General features: G+C 68.2%; 16 protein-coding genes. 10 read left to right on the forward strand and 6 right to left on the reverse strand.

Annotated elements, in window-relative coordinates; genetic code table 11:
* Positions 1-490: 490 nt before the first annotated feature.
* Together B9C43_RS26815 and B9C43_RS26820 are read left to right on the forward strand one after the other, a co-directional pair.
* A complete protein-coding gene (locus B9C43_RS26815) occupies positions 491-3679 on the forward strand; it encodes an ATP-dependent helicase (RefSeq protein ID WP_407657123.1) in 3189 nt (1062 codons plus the stop codon).
* A gap of 47 nt (positions 3680-3726) precedes the next feature.
* Positions 3727-6963, forward strand: a complete 3237-nt coding sequence (locus B9C43_RS26820) for an ATP-dependent helicase (protein WP_084429871.1) — start codon at positions 3727-3729, stop codon at positions 6961-6963.
* On the opposite strand, the gene B9C43_RS26825 is transcribed toward B9C43_RS26820, so the two are convergent.
* A complete protein-coding gene (locus B9C43_RS26825; RefSeq protein ID WP_084429762.1) occupies positions 6937-7299 on the reverse strand; it encodes a DoxX family protein in 363 nt (120 codons plus the stop codon). The two genes, B9C43_RS26820 and B9C43_RS26825, sit on opposite strands and share 27 nt — an antisense overlap.
* Positions 7300-7401: 102 nt before the next feature.
* Here B9C43_RS26825 and B9C43_RS26830 point away from each other — a divergent pair, with 102 nt between their 5' ends.
* Positions 7402-8478: a potassium channel family protein gene (locus B9C43_RS26830; protein WP_033380737.1), complete on the forward strand. Its 1077-nt coding sequence runs from the start codon at positions 7402-7404 to the stop codon at positions 8476-8478.
* A gap of 155 nt (positions 8479-8633) precedes the next feature.
* On the opposite strand, the gene lexA is transcribed toward B9C43_RS26830, so the two are convergent.
* On the reverse strand, positions 8634-9278 hold the full coding sequence (gene lexA, locus B9C43_RS26835) for a transcriptional repressor LexA (RefSeq protein WP_235038848.1): 645 nt from the start codon (positions 9276-9278) through the stop codon (positions 8634-8636).
* A gap of 168 nt (positions 9279-9446) precedes the next feature.
* On the opposite strand from lexA, the gene B9C43_RS26840 reads away from it, so the two are divergent.
* Positions 9447-9869, forward strand: coding sequence for a hypothetical protein (locus B9C43_RS26840; protein WP_143446598.1), 423 nt, complete (start codon positions 9447-9449; stop codon positions 9867-9869).
* On the opposite strand, the gene B9C43_RS26845 is transcribed toward B9C43_RS26840, so the two are convergent.
* Entirely contained in the window at positions 9862-10842 is a 981-nt protein-coding gene (locus B9C43_RS26845) for a neutral zinc metallopeptidase (RefSeq protein WP_160096711.1), read from the reverse strand. The two genes, B9C43_RS26840 and B9C43_RS26845, sit on opposite strands and share 8 nt — an antisense overlap.
* Here B9C43_RS26845 and B9C43_RS56880 point away from each other — a divergent pair.
* Positions 10832-11035: a hypothetical protein gene (locus B9C43_RS56880; RefSeq protein ID WP_160096713.1), complete on the forward strand. Its 204-nt coding sequence runs from the start codon at positions 10832-10834 to the stop codon at positions 11033-11035. The two genes, B9C43_RS26845 and B9C43_RS56880, sit on opposite strands and share 11 nt — an antisense overlap.
* A 46-nt stretch (positions 11036-11081) precedes the next feature.
* Here B9C43_RS56880 and B9C43_RS26850 read toward each other — a convergent pair whose 3' ends face one another.
* The gene (locus B9C43_RS26850; protein ID WP_051894900.1) at positions 11082-12173 is read right to left on the reverse strand and encodes a neutral zinc metallopeptidase; all 1092 of its coding nucleotides are present in this window, start codon (positions 12171-12173) and stop codon (positions 11082-11084) included.
* A gap of 169 nt (positions 12174-12342) precedes the next feature.
* Between B9C43_RS26850 and B9C43_RS26860 the strand changes: the two genes are divergently transcribed.
* Genes B9C43_RS26860 through nudC form a run of 4 tightly spaced genes read left to right on the forward strand, consistent with a single transcriptional unit; the run spans position 12343 to position 17572 of the window.
* Complete coding sequence (locus B9C43_RS26860) at positions 12343-13974, forward strand: DUF2207 domain-containing protein (RefSeq protein WP_160096715.1); 1632 nt, start codon at positions 12343-12345, stop codon at positions 13972-13974.
* 9 nt (positions 13975-13983) lie between these two features.
* Positions 13984-15267: a M16 family metallopeptidase gene (locus B9C43_RS26865; protein WP_033380735.1), complete on the forward strand. Its 1284-nt coding sequence runs from the start codon at positions 13984-13986 to the stop codon at positions 15265-15267.
* Positions 15264-16628 (forward strand): M16 family metallopeptidase, encoded by a 1365-nt coding sequence (locus B9C43_RS26870; RefSeq protein WP_084429766.1) that lies wholly within the window; start codon positions 15264-15266, stop codon positions 16626-16628. The genes B9C43_RS26865 and B9C43_RS26870 overlap by 4 nt, the downstream gene beginning before the upstream one ends.
* Positions 16625-17572: an NAD(+) diphosphatase gene (nudC, locus tag B9C43_RS26875; protein WP_084429767.1), complete on the forward strand. Its 948-nt coding sequence runs from the start codon at positions 16625-16627 to the stop codon at positions 17570-17572. The genes B9C43_RS26870 and nudC overlap by 4 nt, the downstream gene beginning before the upstream one ends.
* On the opposite strand, the gene B9C43_RS26880 is transcribed toward nudC, so the two are convergent.
* Together B9C43_RS26880 and B9C43_RS26885 are read right to left on the reverse strand one after the other, a co-directional pair.
* A complete protein-coding gene (locus B9C43_RS26880) occupies positions 17510-17938 on the reverse strand; it encodes a TIGR03668 family PPOX class F420-dependent oxidoreductase (RefSeq protein WP_084429768.1) in 429 nt (142 codons plus the stop codon). The genes nudC and B9C43_RS26880 overlap by 63 nt on opposite strands.
* Positions 17925-18407, reverse strand: a complete 483-nt coding sequence (locus tag B9C43_RS26885) for a gluconokinase (protein ID WP_084429769.1) — start codon at positions 18405-18407, stop codon at positions 17925-17927. Before B9C43_RS26885 ends, B9C43_RS26880 begins: the two co-directional genes overlap by 14 nt.
* A gap of 82 nt (positions 18408-18489) precedes the next feature.
* Between B9C43_RS26885 and B9C43_RS26890 the strand changes: the two genes are divergently transcribed.
* A complete protein-coding gene (locus B9C43_RS26890) occupies positions 18490-18981 on the forward strand; it encodes a hypothetical protein (RefSeq protein WP_143446600.1) in 492 nt (163 codons plus the stop codon).
* Positions 18982-18994 lie beyond the last annotated feature (13 nt).

The following is an 18994-nucleotide window of genomic DNA, read 5'->3' on the forward strand; positions in this document are numbered from 1 at the left end:
TCGATAAAGGGCGCGACGGCACCTAGGGGTTCGTCGCCGGATGTCCGGTTGTTACATGCCACAACGGCGAGTTTTCAGTCGATCATTGGCGATATCGGAATGCTTGAGAGTGCAACGATTTCTGACGGGCGGTTTTGCCGGGTCACAGCGCCCGGCTTGGGCCTTGTGGGCGCTTCGGTCTGCGGCCGGACGGCGGTTCGGTCACTCCGGAGGATGGTGCACCGGATATCTCTCGGCCGAACGGGTGACAATTGTGCCAACCGGCTGTTTTTATGCCCGAAAAAAGTCCTGATCACATTGATAGACCGGCAACTGGGAATGACGTTTGCCACCTGGCGCGAATATCGCCGAACCTTGCTCGGGACGGGCGGGGGCTGCCTGGATGCCGGTGCGGTCTAAGTCGATCACCTGCCGGAGACCTGAATGATCAACTGCCCAGGTCGGGGGTGTCGGTGCGGGGATTGTCGGTGGGCCGTGATTCCATCGTGACGTGGTGACGAAGTCCGCGCCGCTCCTCGTCCGGGCTCCGCGCCATCCTCGCGCGGGTCTGAGCTGGGACGATGCGGCCACCCAGCTGCTCGAGGGTGGTGCAGGCGGTTTTTGTCGTGTGCTGGGTGGCCCCGGTACGGGCAAGACCACTTTGCTCGCGGAGCTCGCGGCCAAGCGCATCGCGGACGGCATCGATCCGGAGAACGTGCTGATTCTCACCGCAAGCAGGCGCGCGGCGACCGCCTTGCGCACGCATATCACCGGCCTGCTCACCGACGGCGGAATGCGAACAGCCCGCGAACCCCTCGTGCGGACGGTCCACTCGTATGCCTTCGCCGTGCTCAGGTTGCAGGCGTCATTGCGTGACGAGCCTGGGCCGAGGTTGCTGAGCGGGCCTGAGCAGGACGCGGTCGTGCGTGACCTGCTCGAGGGTGACTTGGAGAAAGGCGCGCCGAAGTGGCCGAAGCGCCTGCGGCCCGCGCTGGCCCTTCCGGGCTTCGCCGACGAGCTGCGTGACCTGTTGCTGCGTGCGGCCGAGCGCGGCGTGGGGCCGCGGGATCTCGCGGCGCTCGGGCGGCAGTACGGGCGGGACGAATGGGTCGCGGCAGGCCGGTTCGGTGTTCAGTACGAACAGGTCACCCTGCTCGCGGGCGCGGCCGACACCGGTGTGGCGCAAGCGAGCGGGCCCGCGCTGGACGCGGCCGAGCTGGTGGACAGCGCGTTGGTCGCGTTCGAAACCGACGCTGAATTGCTCGACCGGGAGCGTTTGCGGGTCCGTCACCTCTATGTCGACGACGCCCAGCACCTCGATCCGCTGCAGTACCAACTCGCGACCACGCTGGCCGAGGGGTCGGCCGAGTTCGTCCTCGCCGGTGACCCCGACCAGGCGATCTTCTCGTTCCGTGGCGCCGATCCACGGCTGCTTGCCGACGCGGATCCCAGTGGCCACAACACAATCGTTCTCACCACCGGCCACCGGATGGCCACTCAGATCCGCGAGGCGGTCGGACGGGTAGCCGGCCGGTTGCCGGGATCCGGGCCGCAACGTCAGCTCCGCGAGGGCAAGGACGTGCCCCGCGATGGCAACGTGGCTTTGCGGCTGCACCCGTCCGCCGCTGCCGAGGCCAGCTGGGTCGCTGACCAGTTGCGACGAGCGCACTTGATCGACGAGGTGCCGTGGTCGGAGATGGCCGTGGTCGTCCGGTCCGCGACACGGTCGATCCCTGTGCTGTACCGGGCGTTGGCTGCGGCCGGTGTGCCGGTCGCGATCCCGACCGATGAGGTGCCGTTGGCGCAACAGCCTGCGGTACGGCCGTTCCTCGCGTTGCTCGAGTGTGCCGCTGACCGTTCGGCGTTGGACGCGGACGTGGCCGCGATGCTGCTGTCCTCGCCACTTGGCGGTGCGGATCCGATGGCGTTGCGGCGACTCAGGCGAGGGCTGCGGCGGCTGGAGATGGCCGCGGGCGGGGACCGTTCCAGCGACGAGTTGCTAGTCGAGGCGCTCGACACGCACGACACGCTCGCCGCGTTGGACGACGCCGAAGCCGCGCCGCTGCGTCGCGTGGCCGCGTTGCTCGCCGGAGCGCGTAAGGCGATCGCCAACGGCGCGGGTGTCGAGCAAGTGCTGTGGGAGATATGGCAGGGCAGCGGTCTGGAGCGTCGTTGGGTCGCGCAGGCCGAACGCGGCGGAACCGCTGGTGCACAAGCGGATCGTGACCTCGACGCGATCGTCGGCCTGTTCCACGCGGCGGCGAAGTACGCCGACCGGTTGCCCGGTGCCGGTGTCGCCCGGTTCGCGGATTACCTGACGGCGCAACAGATCGCGGGCGACAGCCTCGCCCAGAAGGCGCCGATTGGCGAGTCCGTCGCGTTGCTCACCGCGCACGCTGCGGCAGGGCGCGAGTGGACTGTCGTCGCCGTACCCGGCGTACAGGAGGGCGCGTGGCCAGACCTACGGCTGCGCGGATCTTTGCTGGGCGTCGAACAGATGGTGGACGTGCTGAACGGCGCGGACCCGTATGAATACGTGTCAATGACCGCGCCTTTGCTGGCCGAGGAACGCCGGTTGTTCATGGTCGCCGCGAGCCGCGCACGGTGGCGGCTGTTGGTCAGCGCGATTCGTGGGGAAGAGGAACAGCCGTCCCGATTCCTGGGCGAACTGGCCGAATTCGAGGACGAGGAACTCGCCTTCGTCTCGCTGTCCGGGACAAGGTCGCTCGTACTGGCTGATCTTGTCGGCGAGTTGCGCAAGGTGGTCTGTGACGGCGAGGAGCCCGCGCCACGCCGCCGCCGTGCCGCGCAGCAACTGGCCAGGCTCGCCGAGGCCGGGGTGCCGGGCGCACACCCGGATTCCTGGTACGGCCTGGCCGAGCTGTCCAGCGCCGCCGCGCTGCGGGAGAAGACCGAGACCGTCAAGGTCTCACCGTCCACAGTGGACGTTCTGGCCAAGTGCCCGCTGCGTTGGGTGGTCGAACGACACGGCGGCCAGGACCCCGTCGAACTGCACGTGATCACCGGGACGCTGGTGCACGCCCTCGCGCAGGCCGCCGCGGAGGGCGCGAACGAGAGGGAACTGCGTACCCAGCTCGACGAGGCCTGGAAACAGGTCGACGCGGGCGCGCCCTGGTACTCCAAGCGGGAACGGCAACGCGTGCACGGGATGCTCGACACGTTCCTGAGCTGGCTGACCGGCAGCCGTTCCCAGCTCACCCAGGTCGCGATCGAGGAGGACGTCACCGTGGACCTGCCGCAGGAGGACGACGGGCCGCTGATCCGGCTGCGTGGCCGCGTCGACCGCCTGGAAGCCGACGCGGACAAGCGCCCGGTCGTGATCGACATCAAGAGCGGCAAGACACCGGTGAGCAAGGACGACGCCGCACAACACCCGCAGCTCGCGGTGTACCAGCTCGCCGCGGCGTATGGCGCGTTCGTCAAGCTCGGCCTGGACACCTCACCCGGTGGTGCGCGCCTGGTGTTCGTGGCGAAAAAAGACCGGAAGACCGGCGCGGCGGAGCGCGTCCAGGACCCGGTCGAGGGGGAAGCTGTTCAGGAGTGGCTGTCGGTTGTCCGCAAGGCAGCGGCCGACAGCATCGGTCCGGACTACGACGCCAGGGAGAACCCCGACTGCCCCCGCTGCCCAGCCAAGACCAGTTGCCCGTTGCACCCGGCCGGACGGCAGGTGACGGAGTAATGAATGGACGTTTGCCGATGTAGGGTCGGGTCGCTGTGAACGACCGGATGACCCCCAGGCAGCTGGCCTCCGCTTTGGGCCTGCCTGCCCCGACCGACGAGCAGGCGACCGTGATCGCGGCGCCTGCCGAGCCGGCGTTGGTCGTCGCGGGTGCGGGTGCGGGCAAGACCGAGACGATGGCGGGCCGCGTGGTGTGGCTGGTCGCCAACGGCCTGGTCGTGCCGGAGCGGATCCTCGGGCTGACGTTCACGCGCAAGGCCGCCCGTCAGCTGGCCGACCGGGTCCGCGCCCGGCTGCGCAGGCTGGTGGGTTCCGGGGTGCTGGACCGGCTGGATCCCAGCGGTGAACGCAAGGCCGCGGTGATCACCGGCGAGCCGACCATCCTCACGTACCACGCCTACGCCGGTCGCCTGGTCGGCGAGCACGGTCTCAGGCTGCCGGTCGAGCCCGCGGCGCGGCTGCTCACCGAGACCTCGTCGTGGCAGCTGGCCCATCGCCTGGTCAGCACGTGGACGCACGACCTGGACACCGACCGCGTCCCGGCGACGATCACCAAATACCTGCTCGACCTGGCCGGGGAGATCGGTGAGCATCTCGTTGACGAGGACAAACTCGCCGAACACGCCGAACGGCTCTGCCAGATCATCGAGAACGCGCCGCGTGGCCCGAGACAGGCCGCGGAGCCGTCCCAGAAGCTGAAAGAGATCATTGCGGCGCAACGGTTCCGCGTTGCCCTGCTGCCGATGGTGAAGGCGTACGCCGAACGCAAGCGCAGGGACGGCGTGCTGGACTTCGCCGATCAGATGGCCATGGCGGCCCGGCTCGCGCGTGACCATGCTGAGGTCGTCAAGGGCGAGCGTGCCCGGTACGGCGCCGTGCTGCTCGACGAATATCAGGACACTGGCCACGCGCAGCGCATCCTGCTGCGATCGCTGTTCGGCCGGGACGAGCCGATGCCCGTCACCGCGGTGGGCGACCCCGCGCAGGCGATCTACGGCTGGCGTGGCGCGAGCGCGGCGAACCTGCCCCGGTTCACCACGGACTTCCCGAACCAGGACAAGCGGCCTGCCACCCGCTATGGCCTGCTCACGAGTTTCCGTAACCCGCCTGAAGTGCTGAAACTCGCGAACGCGATCTCCGATCCGCTGCGCCGGGCCGGTCTTGAGGTCGACGAGCTGCGCGCGCGTGAGGACGCGAACGAAGGCGACGTGCATTGCGCGCTGTTCCCGGACGTCCAAGCGGAGCTGGAATGGCTCGCCGACGCGGTGGCCAGTCGCTGGCGGGCGAAGGTGGAAAGCGAAGGAAAGCCGCCGACGGCCGCGGTCCTGGTTCGCCGGCGAGCCGACATGGCGGACATCGCGACCGCGTTGCGAACACGTGGACTGCCGGTCGAGGTCGTCGGCCTCGGTGGCCTGCTGGACGAGCCGGAAGTCCGTGACCTGGTCAGCACGTTGCGAGTGCTCGTTGACCCGCTCGCGGGCACGGCCGCGACGCGCCTGCTGACCGGCTCGCGCTGGCGGCTGTCCGCCGCTGACCTTGCCGCGTTGTGGCGCCGTGCGACCGAATTGGCTGGTCTGCACGCTCCGGACCAGGTGGATCCGCTGCTGGGCGCGGTGCCGGGGGAGCGGGCCGAGCAGGCCGGACTGGTCGACGCGCTCGACGACCCCGGCGACCCGAAGCGGTACTCGACCGAGGGCTACAACCGCATCCGTGGCCTGGGCGGCGAACTCACGCAACTGCGCCGCAGGTTGGACCAGTCGTTGCCGGAATTGGTCGCGGACGTCGAACGGACCATGCAGCTGGACATCGAGGCCTCGGCCCGGCCCGGCCCGATCTCCCGCGTGCACCTCGACGCGTTCGCGGACGTCGTCGCGGATTACGCGCGGTACAGCCCGTCGGCCAGCCTGATGTCCTTTCTGGACTACCTTTCCGCGGCTGAGGACGCCGAGGACGGCTTGGAACCCGGTGAGGTCGAGGTGGCCGAGGACCGGGTGCAAGTGCTGACCGTGCACTCCGCGAAAGGACTCGAGTGGGAGGTCGTCGCGATCCCGCACGTCGTGTCGGACGTCTTCCCGTCCAAGCGGCGGGGTTCGAGCTGGCTGCGTGCGGTGACCGAACTGCCCGCGTCGCTCCGCGGTGACGCCGAGGACCTGCCGGATCTCAGGCTTTCCGGCGACATGAACCGCAAGGAAGTCGAAGAAGCCTTGGCGCTGCACAACGAGGGCTTCGCCGAGCGGGCGTTGACCGAGGAACGACGCCTCTTCTACGTCGCACTGACCCGCTCGGAGCACAGTTTGCTGGTGTCCGGGCACTGGTGGGGCCGGAGCGGCACGAAACCAAAGGGCCCGTCCGAGTTCCTCACCGAATTGTCCGAAGTGGACGTTGCGACGGTCGACCACTGGGCGCCGGCGCCCGCTGAGGACGAGGAGAACCCGATCGCCAACGCCGCACGGATCGCGCGGTGGCCGATCGATCCGTTGGGCAAGCGCCGCCAAGACGTGCTCGACGGCGCCGACCAGGTCCGGGCCGAGCTGGCGAAGCTGAAGCGCGGCAAACCACCCGACGAGGACCAGTTGCTGCTTCCGCTGGAGGACGAAGACCCGGACGGCTGGAAGCGCGATACGGACGTGCTGCTCGCCGAACGCGCGGCGGCCGCGACCAACCGCGAGAAGATCACTCTGCCTGGCCAGCTTTCGGTGAGTCAGCTCGTCGAACTGGCCGCCGACCCGGACGCGTTGGCCCGCAGGCTCCGCCGTCCGCTGCCGTTCCCGCCCAACCCAGTCGCGCGCAGGGGTACCGCGTTCCACACCTGGCTGGAGCGGCGGTTCGGTTCCGGCCGCTTGCTTGACCTCGACGAACTGCCCGGCGCCGCCGACGACAACGCGGCTGCTGACGAGGAACTGGAGGCGTTGCGAGCCGCGTTCCTCGGCAGCGCGTGGGCCGACCGTTTCCCGCACGAGGTCGAGGTGCCGTTCACGTGCGACGTTGACGGCCTGTCCGTGCGTGGACGGATGGACGCCGTGTATTCAGACGATGACGGCGGTTGGACCGTGGTCGACTGGAAGACCGGCCGCGTGCCCGACGCGGCACATCTGCCTGCGTTGGCCGTGCAGCTGGCCGCCTACCGGTTGGCGTGGGCGCAGCTCGCCGACGTTCCGGTCGACCGTGTTCGCGCGGCTTTCCACTACGTACGCGACGACCACACGCTACGGCCAGCGGACCTGCTGGATGTTGAGGGACTCAAGGCGCTCGTACGGTCAGTTCCGTCGGTCACGGACGCGTAGCGCCCACGCGACAAGCGGCCATTGCAACGGCAACCGGGCAAACGCGACCACCCGTGACGGCGTTGTCTTCGCGTCCAACGCCATCTGCACGTTCCCCGGGAACACCGCCACGAACAACAGGGCCGCGAGAAGACCGCCGAGCCGCCGCGTCTTAGGGATGGCTATGAGGAGCGCGGTCCCGAGCTCACCGGCGCCCGACACGTACGTCCAGGTTCTCGCGTTGCCCGGCAGCGCCCTAGGGATGATCCGGTCGAACGGGCGCGGCACGAGGAAGTGCAGCGTGCCCATGGTGCCGAGCATCGCAGCGAGAAGGATCGCGCGCCGGGAATCGGTCATGCGGGTGACCCTACTCGCCGGTAGGGCGACGCACGAGCCACCGCCGGAAGGGGCGAACGCTAGTCTGCGGCACGTTGACGTCCCACTGGGGAGTGTGTGCACATGATCAGGCGGCTGCAGGCCTCCGACCGGCTCACCGACCGGCCGGACCATTCGCTGGTCGGGGTCATCCGGATCCCAGAGGGCTCGGTCAGCCCGGTCACGGCGATCGTCCGCAGAGTGATCGGTGCGCTGCTGGCGCTCGCCTCCGCGGTCGTGATCGTGTACCTGGACCGGGACGGCTACCGGGACGTCAACGAGGACGGGCTGTCCCTGCTCGACGCGATCTACTACGCCACGGTCTCGCTGTCGACCACCGGCTACGGCGACATCACCCCGGTCAGCCCGTCGGCCAGGTTGATCAACGTCCTGGTGATCACACCGTTGCGCGTGCTGTTCCTGATCGTGCTGGTCGGTACGACCCTCGCGGTGCTGACCGAACGGTCCCGGCAGGCTTTCAAGATCCAAGTTTGGAGGAAAAAGGTGCGGGACCACGTGGTGGTGATCGGCTTCGGTACGAAGGGCCGGTCCGCGGTCAGCGCCGTGATGACGGACGGCATGAAGCCCGGCCAGATCGTCGTCGTGGACACTGACCAGAATTCATTGGACGCCGCGTCCGCACTCGGCCTTGTGACAGTGCACGGCTCCGGCACACGGTCGGACGTTCTGCGCGTCGCCGGGGTGGACCGGGCGCGAGCGGTGGTCGTGGCGGCGAATCGTGACGACTCGGCTGTGCTGATCACGTTGACTGCGCGGGAAATGGCGCCGAAGGCCCAGATCGTGTCGGCCGTGCGTGAGGCGGAGAACGTGCACCTATTGCGACAGTCGGGCGCGGACTCCGTTGTGGTGTCCAGCGAAACGGCAGGCCGCCTGCTCGGCATGGCGACCCACACACCGTCCGTCGTGAACATGGTCGAGGACCTGATCACGCCGGACAGCGGACTCGCGATCGCCGAACGAGACGTTGAGCCGGGCGAAGTTGGCGGGTCACCGCGGCACCTCAGCGACATCGTCCTCGGGGTTGTGCGCGGCAAGAAGCTTTACCGCGTCGACTCGGCGGAGGCGGACGCGATCGAGGAAGGCGACCGGCTGCTGTACGTCCGCAAGGTCACCCCACCCGGCGAGGGCGACGAGGTCTGACCCGGCGGCAACGTGTGACCCAGCGGCGAGGTCTGCCCCGGTGGCGACCAGGCTGAACCTCAACGGCGACCGAAACTGTCGTACCCCTGCGGTAACGTGAAAATCAGGGGTCCCCTTGGGGAATTGTCGTCGCGATGGCGGCTGCGCTCGGCGGCTCAGACGCTCCGCAAGACCGATACGACCGTGCCGAGGATGACCGCACGATCGCCATCGATGACCTCGTACGCGGGGTTGCGCGGCTCCAGGTACACGTGCCCGTTGCGCTTGCGGTACACCTTCACGGTCGCTTCTTCGTCGATCATCGCGGCGACGATCTGCCCGGAGTGTGCCTCGGATTGCTGGCGCACCACGACGATGTCGCCGTCGCAGATGGCTGCGTCGATCATCGAGTCTCCGCGCACGCGCAGGCCGAAGACGTTGCCGCGGCCGGTCAAGTTCCGCGGCAGCTGCAGGATGTCGTCGACGTGCTCCTCCGCCGCGATCGGCACACCGGCCGCGATGTCACCGACCACCGGGACAGGCACCGAGTCGCCTGACTCCTGCGATGCTGACTCCTGCAGGAACATTCGGACGTCGATCGGGCGGGACACCGAGGCGCTGCGCCGCAGGAAGCCTTTGTCCTCCAGTGCCGCGAGGTGCTTCGACACCGACGAGGCCGAACGCAGGCCGACCGCGTCACCGATCTCCCTGGTGCTGGGGGAATAGCCGTTGCGCTGAACCCAGTCCTGGATCGTGGCCAGGATCTGCTGCTGCCGCAACGGCAGTTCGGACGCGTCGAGGTGGTCGAAGAGGTCGGTCACCCACGGAATGGTAGAGGCAGTCCGCTGGCAGGGCTGGAAGGCGCTCCGGGGAACACATGGTGCCGGAAAGGTGGACACGGCGTGCTGGAAAGGTGGACACGATCTGCGGGGTGACAGCGAAACGGGGTTCTGAGACCATCCCGCTTGTGGTCTGACATCATCCTGCTTGTGCGGGCCCGCCCGGACGCGGTCCGGCTTGCCGTTGTCGTACTGCTTGGGATTTTTGTCAGCTTGACGCTGTGGCTCGCGGCGCCAGGCCTCTTCGGGCTGTCCGCGGACTTACCCAATTCCACCAAGATCACCGCGAGAGTCACCCACGGCGTCGGGTGTGCCGACCCCGGCGCCGGGGAAATCGTCACGTTCGTCCACGCAGGAACGGAACATCAGGCCAAATTGGACGCCTGCGGCCACCAGCCGGGCGAGCCGGTCGAGGTCAGCGTCCCTACCGAGCTGACCGGCCAGATCACCGTGCACGCCGCGGAAGCAGCCACCGGCGAGAGCGACGCGCGCAGGCCGGTGGCGTACATCCTGTTCCTCTTAGCCTGTCTGGCAGGCGGCAGTTTTTCCTATTTGTACGGCAGACTCAGCTGACGCTGCTGGCTGGCGCCAGGTAGGTGTTGCACTGGTATGTGCGGTTCTTTTCGTAGCCCTGCTTCTGCCAAGCGCCGTAGTTCTGGCGTTTCCCGTGGTCACGGGGTGCGCTCGGGTTGTTGTCGTCGCCGCGCTGGTAGCCGTCCTCCAGCATGTCCCGCACGACCGTGTCGGTGATCGAGCCCTTGCCGTTCCACGCCGCGGCGAACCACATTCCGCTGAAGCACTGCGCCTGCAGTTCCTCGCGCCGGGAGATCTCAAGACCGGCCGCGGTGTCCGGGCCGACCTCGTAGGCCTGCTGGTACGCCGCCTTCATCGCACCGCTCAACGCCTGGATGTGGTGGCCGAACTCGTGCGCGAACACCGACAGGTACGAGCCGATCATGTTCTTGTTGGCCTGGACGTTCAGCCCTTCGAACGGCATGTAGATCGCGCCGTCGGGAGGGCAGTAGAACGCCGCCGCTTCGCCCTCGGTGACGTCACCACAGCCGCTGCTCCACCGCTTTCCGCTGGGGAACACCAGTTTCGGACGCTGGTACGGCAGGTTCGCGCGCTGCATCACCGGCTGCCAGGCAGCCTCAAGGCACGGCAGCGCGGCGGTGAAGAACGCCTGCGCCGCAGTCGGCGTGCTCTGCCACTTCGGCAGGTTGCACGTCACGACGTTCGTGCCGTTCTCGCCGAGGAACAACGGATTGTCCTTGGTCTTGAGCACCGGCCGCGGCCCGCTCGGCGTACTCGTCGTCGTGGTCCGAGTCGTAGCGCGGGGCGTCGACGAGGCCGCAGAAGGCGGCTGCGTGGGAGTGATGGCCTCGCTGCTCGGCCCCGGGTCGTACGTCCTAGTAGGCGTCGGAGCCTGGCTTTCGTAGTTGTAGCCGGAGTCGGCGACACTGTTCGACTTCTTGTCGTCCATCACCACGAGAACTGTGGTCAACGCGCCTACCACCGCAAGCACGGCGACCAACGTGACGGTCACGATCACGCCTGTGTTGGACTTCCGCCGCGGCGGGAGCGACGGCGGCATGTGCCACTGCGGGGCTGGCGGTCGGTACGGCGGCGGTGGTGGTGGCATTTGCCCCGGAGGCCGTGGCGCCTGGTACATCGGCGGTGCGGGCATGCGCCGTGGCGGCGGCGCGACCGGCCGCGGCGGTGGGAACCTGGGCGGCTGATAGCCAGGTCCATAGGGCGGTTGTGTCATCTCAGTCCCCCCGGGCGTCAGCTGACACTGTTAGCTGGTGCGAGATAGGTATTGCACTGGTACGTACGGTTCTTCTCGTAACCGTGCTTCTGCCAGTTGCCGTAGTTCTGGCGCTTTCCATGGTCACGGGGTGCGCCTGGGTTGTTGTCGTCGCCGCGGGTGTAGCCGTCGGCGATCATGTCCCGGACGACCGCGTCGGTGATCGAGCCCTTGCCGTTCCACGCCGCGGCGAACCACATACCGCCGAAGCACTGGGCCTGAAGTTCCTTGCGGCGCTGGATTTCCAGGCCCGCGGCACTGTCCGGGCCGAGTTCGTACGACTCCTGGTGTGCGGCCTTAAGCGAACCGCTCATCGCCTGGATGTGATGCCCGTACTCGTGCGCGAACAGCGCGAGGTAAGCGCCGATCTTGTTGCCGTTGACGTTGGTCTGCAGGCCTTCGAACGGCATGTACAAGGTCACGTCCGGACTGCAGTAGAACGCCGCGACGTCCTCTTTGGTCGAGTCCGCCACGCCACACCCGCTCTCCCAGCGCTTTCCGCTCGGGAAAGCGACCTTCGGCCGGACATACGGCAGGTTCGCGCGTTGCATCACCGGGGCCCACGCGGCCTCGAAGCACGGCATCGCGGCGGTGAAGAACGCCTGCGCCGCGGCCGGGGTGCTCTGCCACTTCGGCAGGTTGCACGTCACCGTGTTGGTGCCGTGATCCCCGGCGAAGAGCGGGTTGTCTTTGGTCCGCAACACCGGCTTCGGCCCGCTCGGCGTGCTGGTCGTGGTCCGGGTCTGGGTGGGCGTCGACCGTGTGGCCGATGTGGACGATGTCGGTCGCGCACTGCTCGTGGGCGTCGATGTCGCGCTGTACGTCGAAGAAGTCGCGGTTGGATAGTCGTAGCCGGAATCCGCAACGCTCGACGGCTTCCTCTTGCCGCCGTCGACCGCTGCGAGCACGCCGATCAGCCCGCCGACCACGACAAGAACACTCACCAAGGTGATGGTGACGATCATGCCGGTGTTGGACTTCGGCCGGTACGGCGGCTGCTGCATGTGCCACGGCGGCGGCACTGGCGGCAGTGGTGGCGGTGGACCGTACGACGGCCGCGGCTGGTACATCGGCGGTGCCGGAAGCGGCCGGGGAGGTGGGGCGACAGGACGCGGCGGTGGGAAGCCGCGCTGTGGGAACCCGCCCTGACCTGGCCCATACGGCGGTTGGGTCACTTTCTCCCCCCAAATTGTCTCAACCGAGCGTGAGCATAAGCGGGCTCCGCTATCGTCCGCAGGCGTGTTGACGAATTGGGGGGTGGCGGCCGCGGGTCTGGCGGCCGCTATTGGGCTTTCAGTCGGGCAACCGCCGCCGTCGATCCCGAACATCCCGATCATTCCCGAGCCGAGCGGCCCGGTGCAGCCACCGTCCTCTTCGGACCCCAAGCCGGGTGGTGGCGCTGGCGGGGTCGAGTTCCCGACGCGCACCCAGCTTCAGCTCAAAGTGGAGCGTGACGGGCTGCTGACGGTCGAGGAGACGATCACCGTCCGGTCCGGCGAGAAGCTCAACCGCCGTTCGCCGCTGCGGATCAAGTCAGGCGAGATGGACCGGGTCTTCGTCGTGCGCGACCCGAAGCTGGAGGGCAACGGCTCCGCGCAGGCGACGGCGGACGAGTTCACCGTGTCCGTCGGCGAGGGCAAGTCGGTGCTGCGCTACCAGGTGGACGGTGCGGTCATCGACCTCGGCGACCGGCAGGAGGTGCGCTGGCAGCTCGCGGCCGGCTGGGACGCCCACCTCAGCCTGCTGCGCGCCACGTTCATCGCGCCTGAGATCCCGATCTCGGTGCGCTGTAACGGCGGCCCGTACGGCACCGAGCGACCTTGCAGACGCGCCAGGACGGACAATGCTGGCGTCACTCGCGTCGACGTGCCGGATCTCAGCGCGGGCGACCGCGTCGACCTGGCCGTCGGCTTGCCCCTGGGGACGGTCCCGGCAAACGCCAAGCTCGTCGAGCCGGAGAAAGGCACGGGTCCGTTCGCTCTCACCTCGTTCTCCGGGTTCGGGCTGCTCGGGCTGACCGTGTTGTTGCTCGGCGGAATCGTGCTGCTGTGGGTCGCGCGCGGCCGGGACGCGAAGGTGCTGGCAACCGACGTCGGGCCAGTCGACGTTCTTGTGCGCGACAAGGACAGCGTCGCCTTCGCTTCACCCGATGGTGTACTTCCCGGGCAGATCGGCACGGTCACCGACGAGCGGGTGGACCCGGTGGACATCACCGCGACGGTGCTGGACCTCGCGGTCCGCAACTACTTGTGGATCCAGGAGATCAGCCAGGACGACTGGCAGATCGTCCGCCGCAACCCCGCCGACGACGCGCTGACCGCCTACGAGCGCGCGGTGTACGAGGCCATTCCGGAACAGGGCGGCACCGTGTCCACACTGTCCGTCGACATGGACCGCATCAAAGACGCGATGTACACGGACGTTGCCCAGCGTGAGTGGTTCAAGCGCCGTCCGGATCAGGAGCGCACCCGTTGGATGGCGGTCGGTATCGGTCTTGCCTTCATAGGAGCCGGGCTGACCGCAGTGCTCGCGTTGACAGTCGGTAACGCGCTGCTCGGCCTCGCGGTTGTCATCGCCGGTGTCGCGCTCGCGCTCGGTGCACGGCTGATGCCAGCGCGTACCAAGCGCGGCAGCGTGCTGCTGGCACAGGTGCGTAGTCTCCGCGGTTACTTGCAGTCAGCGACTCCGTCCAGCATCCCGGAGAACGACCGTGAGCTGGTGTTCTCCCGCTCCCTGCCGTACGCGGTGGTGCTCGGCGAGTCGCCACGGTGGCTCGAGGCGTTCGCCTCATCGGGCGAGCTCTACTGGTTCAGCGGTGGGCGAAACCTGCCGGGCTTCATCACGGCGATGGACCGCGCGCTGGCCAAGTAGGCTCGTGCCATGGCTGCACCCGACCTGCACACGTTCACCCTCCCGAACGGTTTGCGTGTGGTGCTCGCGCCGGACACCACATCACCGGTGGTCGGCGTCAGCGTGCACTACGACGTGGGCTTCCGATCCGAACCAGAGGGGCGAACCGGCTTCGCCCACCTGTTCGAGCACCTGATGTTCCAGGGCAGCGAGAGCCTGGAGAAGCTGGCGCACTTCCGCCACGTCCAGTCCTCCGGTGGCACGTTCAACGGCTCGACGCACCCGGACTACACCGACTACTTCGAGGTGCTCCCGTCCGCCGCGCTTGAGCGGGCGCTGTTCCTCGAGGCCGACCGGATGCGCGCGCCGAAGCTGACCCAGGAGAACCTCCAGAACCAGATCGACGTGGTGAAAGAGGAAATCCGGCTGAACGTGCTGAACCGGCCCTACGGCGGATTCCCGTGGATCCTGCTGCCGCCGGTGCTCTACAAGACGTTCCCGAACGCGCACAACGGCTACGGCGACTTCACCGACCTCGAACAGGCCAGCCTCGACGACTGCGCCGCCTTCTTCGACACGTACTACGCACCCGGCAACGCGGTGCTCACCGTGGCTGGTGACTTCACCGTCGAGCAGGCCCGTGAACTGGTCGAACGGCACTTCGGTGACGTGCCCGCACGCGAGACGCCGCAACGACCGTCGTTCGCCGAACCGCCGCCCCAGGGCGAACTGCGCGGCGAGCACCAGGACCCGCACGCGCCGCTGCCCGCGCTGGCCGTCGGCTACCGGATGCCCGACCCGATCAACGACCTGGATGCGTACCTGGCGCACCTCGTGCTCGCCTCCGTGCTCACCGAGGGCGACGGCTCCCGGCTGCAGCAGCGGATGGTGCACAAGGAAGCGCTGGTCACCGACATCAACGCCGGTGCCGGGCTGTTCGGCCCGTTCGAGGCGCGTGACCCGGACACGTTCTCGATCACCGCGATGTACTCGCCGGAGGTGACCGTCGACCGCGTGCTCGGCGCGCTGGACGAGGAACTCGAACTGCTGGCCAGCACCCCGCCGTCGGAGCAGGAGCTGGCGAAGGTGACCGCACGCTGGGTCTCCAGCCTGCACAAGGAGCACGACCGCCTGGTCAGCAGGACGCTCGGGCTGGGCAGCTTCCAGTTGCTGTACGGCGACGCCGGGCTGATCTACCAGCTGCCCGACCGGATCGCGGCGGTCACGCCGCAGGACGTGTCCGGCGCGGCCAAGCTGCTGCGCCCGGACTCGCGTGCCGTACTGCAGGTCTTCCCGGCTGGAGGTGCCGAATGAGCATCACGTCTCACCGTTCTGCCGAGGAAATCGGTCGTACCGAGGTCGGTCCGCGCCCGTTGCCGCCGTTGGGCGAGCAGCGCGCGGCGACCGGTCTGTCCCATGTGGACACCACGCTGACCAACGGGCTGCGCGTGATCGTGGTCAAGCAGTCGGCCGTGCCCATGGTCGAACTGCGGCTGCGGATCCCGTTCGCCGACACGGACCTGATGCACGCGGCCAAGGCCGAGGTGCTGGCGTCGACGTTCTTCTCCGGCACGGCAAAGCGTGACCGGGTCGCGATCGACACCGATCTGGCGCTGGTCGGCGGCGAGCTGGACGCGTCGGTCGACCCGGAGCGGCTCAGCATCGGCGGAAACGCACTGGCCAGCGGCTTGGACACATTGCTCGACGTACTCAGCGACGCGTTGACCTCGGCGTCGTACGTCGATGAGGAGGTCGGCCGGGAGAAGTCGCGGCTGGTCGAGCGGATCGCGATGGCCATGTCGCAGCCGAGCGTGATCGCCCGGCGGGCGCTGCAGAAGCACCGTTACGGCGACCACCCGGCCACCCGTGAGATGCCGGAAGCCGAGGACGTCGCCAAGGTCACCGCGGACGAGGTCCGCGCACTGCACCGTGATTTCGTGCTGCCGCGCGGATCGGTGCTCGTCCTGGTCGGCGATGTCGAGCCGGACCCGGCCGTGGCCACGTTGGAATCGGCGCTCGGCGGCTGGCAGGCCGACGGCACCGCGACCGAACTGCCTGAGCTGCCAGTGGTTCCGGGCGGCGACCTGCTGTTCGTGCCGCGTACCGGTGCCGTGCAGTCGCAGTTCCGGCTCAGCGCGCAGGCCATCACCCGGACCGATGCCCGGTATCCGGCGCTGCAGCTGGCGAACCTGGCGTTCGGCGGGTTCTTCTCGTCCCGTCTGGTCGAGAACATCCGTGAGGACAAGGGGTACACGTACCACGCACGGTCCTATCTGGAGTTCACGCCCGGTGGCGCGACCCTGCTGATCGACACCGACACGGCCAGCGAAGTCACCGCGAACGCGTTGCTGGAGGTCCGGTACGAGCTCGCCAGGATCGTGCTGTCGCCGCCGTCGGACACCGAAGTGGACACTGTCCGGCAGTACGCGATCGGGCAGCTGCTCACCGCGACCGCGTCGCAGTCCGGGCTCGCGTCACAGCTGATCGGCCTTGCCTCGCAAGGGCTCGGGGTCGAGTGGCTGGTGTCGTACCCAGGCAGGCTGCAGGAGGTCACGGCCGAACAGATCGCGGCTGCGGCCCGTGACTTCTTCGCGCCGGTCAACTGGACCGGTGTGATCGTCGGTGACTCGGCCCAGTTCGAGAACGTGCGTCTGCTGGGTGACGTGAAGCAGTGACGTTCCAGCTCGACAGCCTCCCGGTGCTCTCCCGCTCCACTGTGGAACGTGAGGAGACGCTACGGGAGGACCCGCGCAGGCAGGCGGAGCTGTGGCAGGACGGGCGGGTCCTCGTTGTGGACCCGCGCGGCCGCACCCCGATCCGTTCCGGCGGAACGGTTCTGGCGTTCCAGAAGGCCACCGGGGACGGACCGCCGGCGGAGGCTTTGCTGCTGGGTGAGGAGAAAGGCGTCGGCTACTGGGCATTGCCCGTCGAGTCGTCGGCGCCGGACTCCGGCCTCGACTGGCGGTCATGGCAGGACATCGGCAACGCCGAAGGGGAGCAGTGGCTCGACCTGCGGGCTGCGGGGTCCTTTTTGGACGCCACGGCGGCCGGCCTGTTCACCACCGCGGTCGCGTTGCTCAACTGGCACCGCAGGGCCAAGTTCTGCGCGAACTGCGGTTCCGCGGTGGACCGGGTCAAGTCCGGATGGGCGACTCAGTGCCCGCAGTGCGGCCGTGAGGAGTACCCACGGACCGACCCGGCGGTGATCTGCCTTGTCCACGACCGGGACGACACCCAGGTTTTGCTGGCCCGGCAACCGGTCTGGCCGAAAGGCCGGTACTCCGTGCTCGCCGGGTTCGTCGAGGCGGGCGAATCGCTGGAAGCCTGCGTTGCCAGGGAGATCTGCGAGGAAGTCGGCGTGGACGTCGCCGACATCCGGTACCTCGGCAGCCAGCCGTGGCCCTTCCCGCGTTCGTTGATGCTCGGCTTCGCGGCGAGTGCCGATCCGCTGCAGCCGACTCGTCTCGCCGACGGGGAGATCGAGGAGGCGCACTGGGTCGCCCGCGAGGTCGTGCGGGAAGCCCTTGCCGCGGAAGCTGAAGGCCGCGAGCACTGGCTAGGGCTGCCCGGGCCGACCTCCATCGCCCGGCGGATGCTCGAGTCCTGGGCCGCCGCCTGACCAGGACGTCGTCTTGGTCACGTCGATCAGGATGAACGGTCCCTCGGGCGGGATGTCCTGGTACTGCGGGTATTTCTCGATCAGCCAGGCCCGTCGCGCTGTGGTCTCGGTGATCCGTGCGGTTCCGTCCGCACGGATCCACCACAGTCGCCGCCAGTCCTCGTCGTAGTGGTCGACGAGCAGGGACACTTTCGCGTTGGCCCGGATGTTGCGCAGCCGCTTGAGGTCGCGGGTCGACTTGGGCTTGTGGTCGATCGCGATCACGATGACGTCGTCCCTGGCCGCGAACGTGACCGGGACGATGTGCGGTTGGCCGTCCTCGCCGACTGTCGCCAGGCGCGCGACCCTCGCGTCATCGAGCCGCACGGACCGCGGCTTCGACTAGCTCGTCCGGTTCGGCGTCGATGTCCAGCACCACACCACGCTCGTCCGGCTGCAGCGGTTCCAGGTCGGCGATCTGGGAATCGAGCAGCGCGGGCGGCATGAAATGCCCCTTGCGGGCCGCGAGGCGCTCCGCGATCAGCTCACGCGTGCCGTCGAGGTGCACGAAGAACACGTCGCCGCCGGTCCTGAGCACGTCGCGGTACTTGCGCTTGAGCGCTGACGACGTGACAACTCCGCCGGTCTGCTGGTGGTCGCTGATCCAGGCCGCGATGGCCCGCAGCCACGGCCAGCGGTCGTCGTCGGTCAGCGGGGTGCCCGACGACATTTTCGCGATGTTCTCCGGCGGGTGGAACTCGTCGGCCTCGGCGTAGTCCACGCCCTGCCGTTTCGCCAGCTCAAGGCCGACTGTCGTCTTGCCTGCCCCGGAAACGCCCATCACCACGATGACCATCTGCCAACTCTAGAGGCCCCGGATTTCACTACACTGTGCGCATGCCGACGAGTCGGGGGACTGATTGGTACCGCTAGTCACGTTGAAATGGCGACGGGTCGCACCGCGCTGGGCGTTCATGGGACTGATGGGGTGCTTGGCCGTGCTCGGCGCCCTGTTCGCGCTGATCGTCGCGGTCGATTCGCTGCAGAAAGCAACCGCCGGTGGGCAGACCCACGGGTTCGCCGTGGTGATCCTGCTCGCGTGGACCACCGCCGCCGTGCGGCTGTTCCGTGCTGACCTCTACGTCAGCACGGAAGGCATCCGCAAGCGCACGCTCCTGCGGCAAAGGACCTGGGCATGGGCCGCGATCCAGGACTTCACGATCAAGCCGATGGCCGGCCTGCGCCTGCTGGGCGGCTACGCGATCTGGATCCGCCTGCACGACGGCAGCGAGATCGAGACCTCGGTGCACTACGCCGAGTCGCTGCCCGAGGTGCGTGGCATGTTCATGTCCGAGGCCGAAGCCCACGAGATCCTGCGGCAACTGCAGGGTGCGTTGGCCCGCTCCCGCGCCGCGGCCCAAGCCAGATGACATCTATCCTCCC

Origin of the sequence: Kibdelosporangium aridum (genome assembly GCF_900176515.1) — a bacterium.
GTDB classification, from domain to species: Bacteria; Actinomycetota; Actinomycetes; order Mycobacteriales; family Pseudonocardiaceae; genus Kibdelosporangium; species Kibdelosporangium aridum.

What these genes read in the sequence shown, in the direction of transcription:
- B9C43_RS26830 (WP_033380737.1), top strand. Translation starts at nt 7,402, where the DNA reads ATGATCAGGCGGCTGCAGGCCTCCGACCGGCTCACCGACCGGCCGGAC.
- B9C43_RS26870 (WP_084429766.1), top strand. Translation starts at nt 15,264, where the DNA reads ATGAGCATCACGTCTCACCGTTCTGCCGAGGAAATCGGTCGTACCGAG.
- B9C43_RS26825 (WP_084429762.1), bottom strand. Translation starts at nt 7,299, where the DNA reads ATGACCGATTCCCGGCGCGCGATCCTTCTCGCTGCGATGCTCGGCACC.
- B9C43_RS26865 (WP_033380735.1), top strand. Translation starts at nt 13,984, where the DNA reads ATGGCTGCACCCGACCTGCACACGTTCACCCTCCCGAACGGTTTGCGT.
- B9C43_RS26850 (WP_051894900.1), bottom strand. Translation starts at nt 12,173, where the DNA reads ATGTACCAGCCGCGGCCGTCGTACGGTCCACCGCCACCACTGCCGCCA.
- B9C43_RS26885 (WP_084429769.1), bottom strand. Translation starts at nt 18,407, where the DNA reads ATGGTCATCGTGGTGATGGGCGTTTCCGGGGCAGGCAAGACGACAGTC.
- B9C43_RS26820 (WP_084429871.1), top strand. Translation starts at nt 3,727, where the DNA reads ATGACCCCCAGGCAGCTGGCCTCCGCTTTGGGCCTGCCTGCCCCGACC.